At 61.1% G+C, this 11,932-nt stretch carries 13 protein-coding genes; 4 read left to right on the top strand and 9 right to left on the bottom strand.

Features of this window, described 5'->3' with window-relative positions:
- Positions 1-10 precede the first annotated feature (10 nt).
- From HPY67_06840 to HPY67_06800, 9 genes are all read right to left on the bottom strand, one after another.
- Positions 11-1,363: a VWA domain-containing protein gene (locus HPY67_06840; GenBank protein NPV04430.1), complete on the bottom strand. Its 1,353-nt coding sequence runs from the start codon at positions 1,361-1,363 to the stop codon at positions 11-13.
- 8 nt (positions 1,364-1,371) lie between these two features.
- Complete coding sequence (locus HPY67_06835) at positions 1,372-1,983, bottom strand: pilus assembly protein (protein NPV04429.1); 612 nt, start codon at positions 1,981-1,983, stop codon at positions 1,372-1,374.
- 46 nt (positions 1,984-2,029) lie between these two features.
- Positions 2,030-2,521 carry a pilus assembly protein gene (locus HPY67_06830; protein NPV04428.1) on the bottom strand — a complete coding sequence of 164 codons (492 nt, stop codon included), beginning with the start codon at positions 2,519-2,521 and terminating at the stop codon, positions 2,030-2,032.
- Positions 2,522-2,551: 30 nt separating this feature from the next.
- Positions 2,552-2,827, bottom strand: a complete 276-nt coding sequence (locus HPY67_06825) for a hypothetical protein (protein NPV04427.1) — start codon at positions 2,825-2,827, stop codon at positions 2,552-2,554.
- Between the two features lie 19 nt (positions 2,828-2,846).
- Positions 2,847-4,325, bottom strand: coding sequence for a type II and III secretion system protein family protein (locus HPY67_06820; GenBank protein ID NPV04426.1), 1,479 nt, complete (start codon positions 4,323-4,325; stop codon positions 2,847-2,849).
- Between the two features lie 17 nt (positions 4,326-4,342).
- Complete coding sequence (gene cpaB / locus HPY67_06815; GenBank protein ID NPV04425.1) at positions 4,343-5,200, bottom strand: Flp pilus assembly protein CpaB; 858 nt, start codon at positions 5,198-5,200, stop codon at positions 4,343-4,345.
- 82 nt (positions 5,201-5,282) lie between these two features.
- Entirely contained in the window at positions 5,283-5,801 is a 519-nt protein-coding gene (locus HPY67_06810; protein NPV04424.1) for a prepilin peptidase, read from the bottom strand.
- 18 nt (positions 5,802-5,819) lie between these two features.
- Positions 5,820-6,017, bottom strand: a complete 198-nt coding sequence (locus tag HPY67_06805; protein ID NPV04423.1) for a Flp family type IVb pilin — start codon at positions 6,015-6,017, stop codon at positions 5,820-5,822.
- Positions 6,018-6,101: 84 nt separating this feature from the next.
- The gene (locus HPY67_06800) at positions 6,102-6,266 is read right to left on the bottom strand and encodes a Flp family type IVb pilin (GenBank protein ID NPV04422.1); all 165 of its coding nucleotides are present in this window, start codon (positions 6,264-6,266) and stop codon (positions 6,102-6,104) included.
- Positions 6,267-6,478: 212 nt separating this feature from the next.
- Here HPY67_06800 and HPY67_06795 point away from each other — a divergent pair, with 212 nt between their 5' ends.
- The 4 genes from HPY67_06795 (at position 6,479) to HPY67_06780 (ending at position 11,913) form a co-directional block, all read left to right on the top strand.
- A complete protein-coding gene (locus HPY67_06795) occupies positions 6,479-7,507 on the top strand; it encodes a hypothetical protein (protein NPV04421.1) in 1,029 nt (342 codons plus the stop codon).
- A gap of 1,368 nt (positions 7,508-8,875) precedes the next feature.
- Positions 8,876-9,754, top strand: a complete 879-nt coding sequence (locus tag HPY67_06790) for a terpene cyclase/mutase family protein (GenBank protein ID NPV04420.1) — start codon at positions 8,876-8,878, stop codon at positions 9,752-9,754.
- Positions 9,741-10,796 (top strand): DUF362 domain-containing protein, encoded by a 1,056-nt coding sequence (locus HPY67_06785; protein NPV04419.1) that lies wholly within the window; start codon positions 9,741-9,743, stop codon positions 10,794-10,796. Before HPY67_06790 ends, HPY67_06785 begins: the two co-directional genes overlap by 14 nt.
- Before the next feature lie 46 nt (positions 10,797-10,842).
- A complete protein-coding gene (locus HPY67_06780) occupies positions 10,843-11,913 on the top strand; it encodes a hypothetical protein (GenBank protein NPV04418.1) in 1,071 nt (356 codons plus the stop codon).
- The last annotated feature ends 19 nt before the right edge of the window (positions 11,914-11,932 follow it).

The raw sequence follows: 11,932 nt of genomic DNA, 5'->3' as shown, positions 1-11,932 counted from the left end.
CAATCGTCTGTTACTGCACAAGCCTCAGCTTGATGTCCCTGGCGATCCGGATGAAGATCGCCTCCAGCTCCGACGACGTCGGCGCGATATACGTGTACCCCTCCCCGCTGGAGAGGCTGCGCAGGAAGGCCGGGTCGATCTCGCTGCTCGACCCCAGCCCCACGGCGTAGATCTTGATGCCCCGGTTCTTCAGTGTCTGGGCGTTCTGCAGGGCGAGCTGCCGGGTCAGGCTGCAGAAGTGCGGGAGTAGCTGGTTCATGGGGATGCTGCACTGCTCCGCCGTGTACCCGGGAACCGGGAGGGACTCGAAGATGTACCACTTTGTGTTCAAGTAGCGCGGGCAGCAGCAACTCGTTGCATTCGTGCCACTCGTCCTCCTGCCGTCTCCCGTCGTGGCGGGGTTGACGTCCGGGTAGAAGTTGTCGGTTCCCGTGGGCCGGTGCAGCCGGCTGTACACGCTCATGTAGGGGTAATCCGACGTCCTGCAGTTGGCCCGGCCCGACGAGCCCACGCCATAGGCGACCCCGTCGTAATCCTGGCCGTTCCACCGGAAGCGCTCCCGGAGGGCCGTGGGCATGCCGTCGGAGAAGAAGACGGCGAACTGCTGGACGCGCCGGTCGCCCGGGAGGCCGGACTGGTCCGTGAAGCTGCCTGTCCCGCCGGCCCGGTCGAGGGCATCCTCCGTGTTCGTTGCGCCCACGGCCGTCATGGCATTGATCGCGCTCCGCATGGGATCGACGAAATCGCTTCCCAGTGGCCGGTCCAGGGAAACCGTGGTGGCGAAGCTGATCAGACCCACCCGGTCCTCCGCCTGGGTCTCCACGAAGAAGTCGAGAAAGCTGTTGGCCGCCCGTTTGAGATCGGTCATCTTCTGACCGGCCATGGAGCCCGAGCGGTCGAGGATCATCATGATCTCCACTTCCCTGCGCTGGGCGACACCGACCGCGCTGACGGGGATCGTGTCGACGCCGAAGAGCCTTGCCAGGTGGGCCCTGGCATTCACGTCGCCCCTCACGCTCACACGGTTTTCGGCCAGCATCTGGGCGCTGAACCTCACGACGCCCGTCCCTGACTCCGGGGTGTCGATATAGCCGGCCCGGAAGTTCTCCTCCCCGAATTCGCGGGCGATCACCACAGGGTCGACATAGGGGTTCGAGATGTTCTTCGCCGCCGCGAGGGCCCCCGCATCCACCCCCTTGGCCAGCTCCGCACGCACGAGGTACCAACGGCCCGCCTCGATGCCGAGGGCGGTGAAACCCAGTAGCACGACAAGAACCAGGGCGAAGATCACTGCGAAGGCGCCGCGATTGTCCCTCATCCTGCCGCCGGTTGTCTCCGCAACGCGATGTTCTGCTCTCTTCATGGTTCCCCCTAAAATGTCGCCCGGCTGCCGATGAGAATGCCTCCGCGATCCGGCAGGATCAGGCCCTGGATGAATTGGGGCAGCGGTGTGATCGTGCGGTAGAGGTAGTAGACCTCGACGATGGTCACCTCCGAGATGTCCGAGGTGTTGTTCGCCGCCCTGAAACGAAGACGGCCATAGATGGGGTCCTGCAGCCCGCCGGGCGTGTCCCCGACGTTGCCCGTGATCCCGCTCGGCACGTCGAGCGTGCCCCCTGTCGCACGGCTGTGGATGTAAGGCTCCGGTTCGAGAAGGCTCTCGCCCGCCCGGATCTTGGTGACATAGATTCGTCCCTCGCGGCCGCTCAGGTTGAAAGGTGCGGCCGAGGCCTGGAGCATGCTGACGAGCTGACTGCCCACGCGGATGTCCCGGGAGCCGAGGCTTCCCCCCTCGCGGCTCACGTTGGTCACCACGAGGCGCGCGTGGATGAGCCTCCCGAAATCGATGATGCCCAAGACCAGGACGATCAGGATCGGGAGCAGGAACGCCAGCTCCAGGAGCGCCGCGCCCCGCTGCCCCTCCTGACTGCCGAGTGAGGGAGAGAGAACTCTATGCCTGCGATTCGGACTCGTGCTTCTCATCTCCTGTCCATCCTGTTGTGACGAGGAACGCCTTCGAATGCGGCTCTCACTCGTCGAATAGCTCGTTCCGATAGGTCCCTTCCGCCTGCAGGGTGATCTGCCCCCCGGGGAAGAAGCTCCCGATCAGGGGCGTGAAGAACGTGTGGACGACCCGCGTCCGCACCCGCATGTAATCCCCGGGCCTTCCGGCGTCTTGCAGGTTCTGCCAGTTGACGGGGTCGCCGAAGGTTGCACTCACGGGGTAGACGGCGATGAGCAGCCCATCGGGATTCACAGCCAGGGAAGCCGCATCCCGGATCGTCCGAACGATCGAGTCCACCCGCGTCATGGGGTTACCCGACGGGTCGTTGAGCGTCCCTCCCACGAGGGCAAGCCGTGTCCCTTCACGCGTGGCGTACTGCAGGGTGTGCTGGATAAAGAACAGCCACCCGAACTCGATGATTGCGACAAGCAGGGTGATGAAAACGAGCAGCGTGACCGCGAACTCCACGATCGTGCTTCCCTTGCTCATCCTGCCGAGCGCCCCCCGCCGGATCATCGGGTCCTCCTCTGGCTGCACCTCACGCCCTCACTTGGCCGGTGTCGTGATGTTGAAGATCGGGGCCTGCTGCTTCTCCTGTTTCTCGAATTCCTTGCGGTGCTTGGTGATCACCACCGAGGAGGTCTGGCCGTCCATGCCCTCGACGGGCTTTACGTCCTTCCCCGCGTCGGGGTTGGCGATCTGGTTGACCATCTGCAGCTTGTGCGAGGTCCCGTAGTCCATTTCCACCCGCGTGGGCGCGCAGGACGCGAGCAGACCAATGCCGAAGAGCGCGACGAGGGCGATTGCGATGTGGATTCTCATGGGTTCTCCTTTCCGTCGGTCAGGGTTTGATGTAGCCGAAGTCGCCCTCGAGGCCGCTGCCCTTCCTCAGCCCGGGCACGGACGCGGCCGGCGATTTCGCAGTGGTCTTCTTCTCCCGCCCCTCAAGCGCCCCCAGGAGGTAGAACTCGAAGTCGTCAGGCTCGATGAAGGCGTCGGTGGGAAGGGTCTGCTTCGCCATGTCGAGCGGCTTCACGAGGTGGGGCGTCACAATGACGATGAGCTCCGTCTCGTTCTTCTGGAACGAGGTGCTGCGGAACAGGGCCCCCAGGATCGGGATGTCGCCCAGCACGGGGAACTTCTTAACGTCTTCGCGGACATCGTCCTTGAGGAGCCCCGCCACGGCGAAGCTCTGGCCGTCACCCAGCTCGATCACCGTCGAGACGCGCCGGGTGTTGACGCTCGGGATCAGGAACCCCTGGACGGCCACGGCCCTTGTGAAGTCCAGGTCCGAGACCTCGGGGTTGACCGCCATGCTGATTTTGCCGTTGCTCAGCACGGTGGGCGTGAAGTTGAGGCCCACGCCGAAGGTCTTGTACTCGATCGTGATCGTCGTGGCGCCCCCCGTTGCCTGCGGCACGGGGATGGGAAACTCACCGCCGGCCAGGAAGCTGGCGGAGCGCCCGCTCAGGGTGATCAGCGTCGGCTCGGCGAGTACCTTCGTGAGGCCGTTTTCCTTCAGCGCGTCGATGAAACCGGTCCACGTGGCGCCGGCGCCCGTGAAGCGGAAGGCCCAGTTGATGTTGTCGCCCACGGTCAGGGGGTTTCCGGGCCAGCCGGCCGCGGGAAGCCTCGTCAGACTGTTCAGCAGGGAGATCCCAAAGTTCGTGCCGCTGTCGCTGATGTAGGAGAAATTCACCCCGAGGCGCCGCAGCAGGCTGCGGGACATCTCGGCGACGCGGACCTCCAGCATGACCTGGTGAACCCCGCCGACATCGACGAGGTTGAGCAGCTTCGGCTTGCCCGACTGCTTGTCCACGGGCGCGTAAGCCTCGGCCAGCCGGACGATCTGGTTCAGGTTCGCCGCGCTGGAGACGGTGCCCGACAGGGTGATGCTTTCGTGAGTCCCCAGGACCTTGATGTCCTTCTCGTTCGGGAAGACCTGATGGATCTTCTCCTTGAGGGCGGCCACGTCGGGGAGGATCTCCACGTCGAAGACGGCCGAGACGCGGTTCGCGTCGTTCCAGAGGGTGAGAGTCGTGATCCCCGAGGATTTCCCCGTCACGTAGATCTGGCGGGCCGAGAGCACGACCGTGTCGGCGATGTCGGGCGCGGCAACGGAGACGCGCCTGATGGCTTCGGCGGACTCGACGACGGTCGACTTCCCGACGGAGAGGCTGAGCTTCTTCGTCGGCAGGTTGTTCACGGTGACGGCAGACGGTCCGGCGGCATCGCAGAGCTGCGGCGCGATGAAGACGAGCAGAAGGAGCAGGCTGAGAGCAGCCGCGGCCGTGGTATGCGTAATGCGTCGAATTTTCATGGCTCCCTTTTCCCCCTCTATTTGAAGTTGGTTTCCGTGACCTTGCTGCCCCTGATCGTCTCGACGGTGTAGGAGGGCGCCGGTGCGGACTTTCGGGTTGCGGGTTGCTTCGCGGGCTTTTCCGGCGCGGCGGACTTAGAGAGTAAAGAGGGGATCGTGATCCCACGGGTCTCCACCGAGCTGGTATCGGAAAAATTCCGAAGGGCGAGCTGCAGCTTTCCTTCCGTTGCGGCAAGAGCCAGCTTTTCTCCCTCCTCGGGCGTCACCTCCAGTGTGATGACGTCGACCTGGGAAGGCTTCTCCTGCCTGCCCGTTTTCTCCAGTTCCGTCCCCGTCGCCAACACCAGGATGTTCTCGAGGACGATCTTCGTTTCCGGATGGTTGGCCCTGTCCGCCTTCGAGATGGTCACCAGGACGTCCACGCGGTTGCCGGGATGGATGAAGCCGGAGACCCCCACAACCTTGTCGACCTTGACGGCCATGGCCCGCTTCTTGGGCGTCACCAGCGCCGCGACGCCGCCGGCGGCCACGGTGGTCGGCGCGAGCTTCGTCTCGAAGATGGGCTCGCCCGTCCGCACCGGCTGTACGATGGTCCGGCCCACGACCTGCGCCGGATCCGCAAAGTGGCCGGGTGCCAGGCTTTCCTTCAGGAACGGCGTGGTCTTCACCATCCCCGCCGTTATGGACGTCCCCCAGGGGATGTCCACGGCAGCCACCACGACCGGCTGCGTCTCCCGAGCCTGCGCCTGGGAGCCGATCGACTGCTTGAGCCACCCGTAGGTCAGGATGGTGACGACAAGCGCGATGGCGACGGCGCAGCCGAACAGCAGCAGCGGCTTCTGCTTGTCCGCCAATTTGCTCCAGAACTGCTTCATGGTCTTGATGCCTCCTTTATTTACGCAGCGACTCCGGCTGCATCGTTACGCGACAGCATGCACTCTCAAGCCCTTCTTCCCCTTATAGAGACCTCAGAACGTATATTCCCGTCCCAAGGGAGATAGCGACTCCATAACAGATGCGCGGTATCTTCCGTGACGCGGGCGAGGGGGACCAGAACCATTGGCCCGTCCTCGCAAAGTCCACCGGCACGCTGGCGAGGCGTTCGATGGATGATCGCAGCGCACTGTGCCGGTAAAGGACGGCGGCTGCGTAAATCCCCCCGATCAGCGCGCTGTAGACGAAGGCGTAGAGGACATTGGCAGGCCCCAGCAGACTCCCCACGGCGCCCATCAGCTTCACATCGCCTGCCCCCATGCCGCCGGCAGCGTAGAAAATGATGAGAAGCGAGATGCCGAGCGCGAGGCCCATCAGGCTGAAGAGCACCCCGGGCAGGCCATTGGCAGCTGCATGGTAGGCGACTCCGGCGGCCATGAAGGGAAGGGTCAGCCAATTCGGGACCCTTCGCTCACGCAGATCGAAAACGACCGCAACGACGAGAAGGATAATAAGAATGATTGCCTGACTGTGATGGATCATTTTCCGCCGCCGCCTTTTTCAGTGGAATATGCGTTCCACGATTGTGTTGTAGAGATCAGCCACGGCCGTTCCGAGGCTTCCGATTCCGATTACGACCACCAGCGCCACGGCCATGAGGATCAGCGCGTATTCGACCGCCGTCGCGCCTCGCTGGCACTCCAGGCGGTTCTTGTTCGCCTCTTCACGCGCATGATACCGTCGTTTGTCCGCAATCATCGGAAGCTCCTCGCCGGTGGCGATGCCGGAAGGCGGGAGGCACAGCCGGTTTCGAAGCTGCGCCTCCCGCCAATTGTCAAAACATCAGCTGCCCAGCGTGTTTGCGACACGCGTGAAGAGAGCGTTGAGGTTCGTGCCGAGCAGACCGGCGCCGACAATGATGGCGATTGCGATCAGGACGACGATAAGCCCGTACTCGACTGCGGTGGCACCCTCCTCATCCTTGAAGAAACGAATCAGCTTTTCCATTCTCAATCCTCCTTGCATAAATTGTGTGTTTAGAATTTTGATAGCGTAAAATACGCGTTACCTGTTCTTTGAAAAAGCAGAGAGCATCTGATACGCCTTTGGAGAATTCGCCAAAACTCGAAAGGAGGTATCAAGATGCTCCCAGGAGAGTTACCCCTCCCGGATGGATTGTTGCCTGCCCCGGGGACGTTGTCAACCGGTTGTTTGTTCATTTGGCCGCCCTGTACGATCAGGCCTTTCCCCGGAGTTACGGGCAGCGGCTTCGGGACATCCAGCTGCAGTGGCTGTCGGCCCATCGGGGCCGGCTGCGCTGTCCGCGCTGCGACGGCACGGCGCTGATCCGCAAGGGTTGGCGGAGCCGGGTGCTGCGGACGTCGCGGGGGCGCCTGTCACTGGCGGTCCTGCAGATGCGCTGCAAGGCCTGCGGCCGGACGTTTCGGCCGGTCAATGCCGTGCTGGGGCTTCCCTTCGGGCGGCGCTTCCTCGACGAGCTGGTCGAGAAGGCCATCGGGCTGGGGATCCAGATGCCCTTCGGGCGGGCCTCCTGGGCCCTGCGCGCGCTGCTGGCCGATGCGCCTTCCCCGGAGGGGCTGCGGCGCCAGATCGCCGCCCGGGCCGCGACGCTCGCCCCGAGCGACGAGGTGGCCGGCAAGACCGTGCTGGTCGACGGCACCCGGGTCAAGGCGGGGAAGAACCCGCGGGGCTCGGCCGTTTATCTGGCCGTCAGCGCCATCCCGGGTCCCGCGGTGGCCGGACGCCCGACCATCGTCAAGCGGCTGGTGCACGTGCACGTGGGTGATGCCGAGGGGCTTCGCCGGCGACTGCTGGGGTTGCCCATCGAGCGGCTCGTGCATGATGGGGGCCTGAACCTCGAGGCCTGTGCCTCTGCGGTCCAGCGCTGCCGCTGGCATCTGGTGCACCAGCTCAATCACTACCTCTGGCTCGACGGCATGCAGGTCGAGCAGCGCCGGCACTACCAGAAGCGCCTCAAGCGGTTGCTGTGGCGCCGGGGGCCCCGAGCCCCCGAGGGCTTGGATGCCTTTATCAAAGAGCTGCAGCGCGACGGCTTCCGTCAGTCGGCCGAGCACCTCCAAAACGCTCAGCCGCACGCCTTCAGCTGGCAGGCCGACAAGGGCTTTGCCTTCACGACCACCGCTCCCCTGGAGCGGGAGATGAGGGAACTCAACCGCAGGGCCGATGCGGGGCCCGCTGGAGCGACCGCGGGATCGAAAACGTCCTGACGGTGCTGTTCCACTACCGGCTCAATGAAAAACCGATAGTGCCCCTAAGGGCGTATCAGTAGGTAACGTGTTTTTGTTGCTATCAGAATTTTAAGAATCTTGCTTCCGTTCTCTTGCTATTCGGTTTTTCCTCTTGTTGGGTTCTGTCGTCCCCCCTTTCTTTCGACTTTCTGTTTTCATTTCATGTCTTGTCTGCCGCAAGTGCAAACCTGCCCATCGACCGCAAATCCCCGATTCCGGCCTTTTGTTTCCTGTGCCGCAAGACGTGACTGCCGGGCCTGCGGCACCACTTCTACAGTTGAGTTTACGGCCCCCCCATTGTGCAGCCCGGATGCTGCTGCTCTCCTTCTGGACCGTAGGGATCTTGCATCCCGATGCCAAAGACAAGAGCATAAGCCGTTCCAGAAATGCCGAACAAGCATGCCGCTATCTGCCGCTGATGCAACGAATCGACACGAAGCCCGTGACTTTCAAACAAAATATTTTTTGTAAAGTTTTTTTCCGATCATTCGATAGAAAGCCCGCCCACGCAGGGTTTTGTCATGTACCTACAAAATTTGTTGGTGCTATCCAGGCGCCACATTCATTTTTTGAGGGGTCAACAAACTATACTTACGTAAATTGAATACAGACAGCCAGAAGCGTTCTCAAACACTACTTATGGAAAAAAATGGGAACTTCTGAACGTGCCCGTGTCTGTGATCGCAGCTGGCGATCTTTTTCACGGGCCGAAAGGAGGGAGAGGAGGGGGGACTCACTCCGTCGGTTTATCGTCGATAGAGAAAATCAAACCTTTTTCAACTATTGCAACACTTTAAACCTTTGTCCTGGAAACTTATTCACATACGCTGATTTCATTTGTATTGGAGGTTGACAAACAGCAACTTGCGTACCACCACATCGCGGCGCAGGTTAATTCGGTTGAAGTCTTTTTGCGGAAAGGGATTATTGCACGAAGCGCTGTCTCTCCCTTTCCCACTTGCTTATTGAAAATTGTAAAGATATCTGACAGTGAGCAGGCAGCGCGGCCGGGCAACCAAGATGAAAAAGCAATAACTGCTTGAGGGTATTTCAATTTTAATATGTGTAATATTTACCGACACTTGAGAGGACATTTTGACGTTGCGCAGAGTACACGATTAACAGACATCCGGGCCAGATGAAAGTTCATTCGAGGTCCCGGCGAGGAAACTCATAACCGATCGCCCGGTGAGCGCGTTCCATCATGGCTGTGAACCGTGAGAGGGACAACCCCCTGCAACCGCGCTAACCGCAGCGGCATCCCTCTGTAGCAGGCGATCTTGTGGACTGCGGAAAGAGCGAGCATTAAAATTGCACATGGAGATAGATGCGCATCGACAAACGCCCATGGCAGACACCAAAAGCGACAGAATTCTGGATGAGATCTGGACACGAAGTCTTCCAGAAGGCGGGTTTGCCGCCCGCCCGGGCGGCGAATATCGCCCTGATGCCACATCATGGGCTATTCTGGCCCTCCGCATGTGCGGGATTGATTCGCAGCGCCTTCATGCCGCCATGCATCGCCTGGGCGAAAGCCAGATGAAGGATGGGCGCCTTGCGCTTTCTCCCGAGCACCCGGATGTTTACTGGCCCACACCTTTGGCCATCATGGCGTGGCACCGAAACCCCGAGTTCGCTCCGAGAGTGTCACGAGCCGTGTCTTTCCTGCTGAAAACCTCGGGAACCCACTTCAAGCGGGACCCCCAAAGCCCTGGCGGACACGACACGTCCATTCGGGGCTGGGGTTGGACTGAGGAGACCCATTCGTGGGTCGAACCCACGGCACTGTCAATCATGGCTCTGCGATTTGCAGGGTACAGCGGCCATGAAAGGGTATCAGAGGGAACTCGGCTCCTTCTAGACCGGCAATTGTCACGGGGCGGTTGGAACTACGGGAACACCACGGTATTTGGCACGGAACTGGCCTCGATGCCGGAAAGCACCGGGCTGGCCCTTTCGGCGCTTTCGGGATTGACGGACAGGCAGAGCGTCTCTCGCAGCATTGCGCTGCTGAAAGAGTCCGTAAGGACGCTGCAAACCCCTCTCAGCCTTGGATGGGCCATTTTGGGGCTGTCGGCATGGGGGGAACGCACGGTCGATGCAAACAACCTCATCGACCGGTGCCTCAGGCGGCAGGACCGCTACGGAACCTATGACACGCCGATGATCGGTCTGATGATCATCGCACGGAAGGCGGACGGGGGACTGATCCATGCGTTATCGTGACTGGCAAACTCCGTTCGCTGCCGCTCTCGAAACCATCAGATCAAGCAGGATCACCAGGCGTGAGCTTGTCTTCCGCCTGCTTCCCCGCGGCCTCATCACGCTGCTCTCCCTGCCGCTGTTTCAAGCCTGCATCCGGACCGAATCCGCCTCGGAAGCGTTCATCGCAAAGGTTCCCCACTACGGTGCCGATATTCGCTCCGCGATCCTTTCCGGTTTCAGGGAGCTCGGTGTCGGTTCCGGCGAGATCAAGGGAAAAACCATTTTGCTCAAGCCGAACCTGGTGGAAACGAGGGCTGACGCCCCCCACATCAACACGCACCCGATGGTCATCCGCGCAGCGGCCGATGCCTTCCGCAGTCTCGGAGCTTCTCACGTCCTCGTCGGGGAGGGGTCGGGGCACTGCCGCGACACCCTGCGACTGCTCGAGGAGTCGGGAATGGCGGACGTCCTGGTCGCGGAACGCATCCCCTTCGTCGATCTCAACTACGACGACGTCTACACGGTACCGAATGCGGGCGGACGCAGCCGTCTCAATACCCTGACACTGCCTTTGACCCTGCGAAAAGCGGATTGGGTCGTTTCCATGGCGAAACTCAAAACCCACCACTGGGCAGGCGTGACCCTTTCCATGAAGAATCTTTTCGGTCTCATGCCGGGTTCGTTCTACGGCTGGCCGAAAAACATTCTGCACCATGCAGGAATCGAAAACTGCATTTTCGACATCAACGCAACGGTCAAGCCACATTTTGCCATCGTCGACGGGATCGTGGGAATGGAGGGGGACGGCCCGATCATGGGTACGCCAAAAGCGGCGGGGGTGATCGTCATGGGCCGCAACTTCCCCGCTGTGGACGCGACCTGCAGCCGCGTCATGGGCATCGATCCGGGGCGGGTGGACTATCTTGCCGATTCATCAGGCCGTCTCGGCGCCATCCGGGAAGAAAACATCCGGCAGCGGGGGGAACCCATCGACTCGGTCAGCTCAGATTTCGACCTCCTTCAGAAGATTCCCGCCCATCGCGGCCTGCGATTGCGTCGGTAGTATCCGTCAGGGCTGTGATCTCCAACGGCCGTTAGGCAGGGTCAGCATGCAAACAACTTCCCTTCCCGGCAACTCACGCGTGACGGCACAGCCATTGCGGAACTATGCGATTTTGTCAGCCGTTGTCGGCTTGATCCTCTATGGCATCTTCTCGTTTCGGATTGGGGACTTTCAGCAAACACACCGAAGCGGAGAGGATCTGCGCTGCTATTATGCCATTGCGCAGAGAATTCACGCCGGTGAAGGATACTATCAGGCTGCCCGGCAGGAGCTTCAAACGCGGGGGTATGCCACGGACAGCGTGTTCAACTGGCGGCTCCCGTTTCTCGCCACATTGCTCGGCGCACTGCCCTCTCCGGAGGCAGGGCGGGTTATCGTCATCCTCCTGTCATTCTTCTCCTTATGGCTGTGGGTGGATGCCGCAACGAAGCGGATGTCGTTTCCGCGAGTCGCCCTTGGCGTGATTCCGTTGGCAGGATCGGCCGTGTACAGCTTCATTGCGATCATTTTCGTCATGCATGAATTATGGGCGGGCATTCTGATCTCCATTTCCCTGTTCGCCCACGGGAATGGATGGCGGAGACTCTCGCTGACGGCGGGGATCGCAGCTTTGTTTATTCGAGAACTTGCGCTTCCTTTCGTGGCGGTCATGTTTTTTGCGTCTCTTGCGGATCGCAACCGAAGAGAAGCTCTATCCTGGCTGCTGGGGGCTCTTGCATTTTTTTCCGTGATGACCATCCATGCCAGCCAGGTCCATGCTCTGACCCGCAGCGATGCGAACCTGAATTTCACACAATGGCTTGCATTGAGCGGCTGGAATTACGTCCTGGCAACGATTCAAGTGCAGCCGTTTCTTTTCATCTTACCATCCTGGTGTACCGCCGTGCTTGCTCCGCTTGCACTACTCGGGTTTCCGGCGTGGCGGGACGCGCTTGGGAGGAGGGTGGGGCTGACGATAGCGGCCTACATTCTGCTCTTCCTCTTTGTCGGGCGAAACAACAATGCCTACTGGGGTCTGCTTTACTGCAATCTCTTGCCGCTAGGTCTCTTGTATGCCCCTGTCGTGCTCTCTGACATGCTCTCGGCACATCGCGGCGAGCGCGCCCTGACCGAATGAGGAGTTGCGCGGCGGAGTC

The sequence above is a fragment of the Syntrophaceae bacterium genome, assembly GCA_013177795.1.
GTDB lineage: Bacteria > Desulfobacterota > Syntrophia > Syntrophales > UBA2192 > UBA2192.
The sequence above is the reverse complement of the archived record's forward strand: the minus strand, read 5'-3'. Positions and strand labels throughout refer to the sequence as shown.

Bases quoted from the DNA above. Each gene is read 5' to 3' on its own strand.
- HPY67_06830 (NPV04428.1), bottom strand. From the start codon at position 2,521: ATGATCCGGCGGGGGGCGCTCGGCAGGATGAGCAAGGGAAGCACGATC.
- HPY67_06840 (NPV04430.1), bottom strand. From the start codon at position 1,363: ATGAAGAGAGCAGAACATCGCGTTGCGGAGACAACCGGCGGCAGGATG.
- HPY67_06810 (NPV04424.1), bottom strand. From the start codon at position 5,801: ATGATCCATCACAGTCAGGCAATCATTCTTATTATCCTTCTCGTCGTT.
- HPY67_06800 (NPV04422.1), bottom strand. From the start codon at position 6,266: ATGGAAAAGCTGATTCGTTTCTTCAAGGATGAGGAGGGTGCCACCGCA.
- HPY67_06835 (NPV04429.1), bottom strand. From the start codon at position 1,983: ATGAGAAGCACGAGTCCGAATCGCAGGCATAGAGTTCTCTCTCCCTCA.
- HPY67_06780 (NPV04418.1), top strand. From the start codon at position 10,843: ATGCAAACAACTTCCCTTCCCGGCAACTCACGCGTGACGGCACAGCCA.
- HPY67_06825 (NPV04427.1), bottom strand. From the start codon at position 2,827: ATGAGAATCCACATCGCAATCGCCCTCGTCGCGCTCTTCGGCATTGGT.
- HPY67_06790 (NPV04420.1), top strand. From the start codon at position 8,876: ATGGCAGACACCAAAAGCGACAGAATTCTGGATGAGATCTGGACACGA.
- HPY67_06805 (NPV04423.1), bottom strand. From the start codon at position 6,017: ATGATTGCGGACAAACGACGGTATCATGCGCGTGAAGAGGCGAACAAG.
- HPY67_06820 (NPV04426.1), bottom strand. From the start codon at position 4,325: ATGAAAATTCGACGCATTACGCATACCACGGCCGCGGCTGCTCTCAGC.
- cpaB (NPV04425.1), bottom strand. From the start codon at position 5,200: ATGAAGCAGTTCTGGAGCAAATTGGCGGACAAGCAGAAGCCGCTGCTG.
- HPY67_06785 (NPV04419.1), top strand. From the start codon at position 9,741: ATGCGTTATCGTGACTGGCAAACTCCGTTCGCTGCCGCTCTCGAAACC.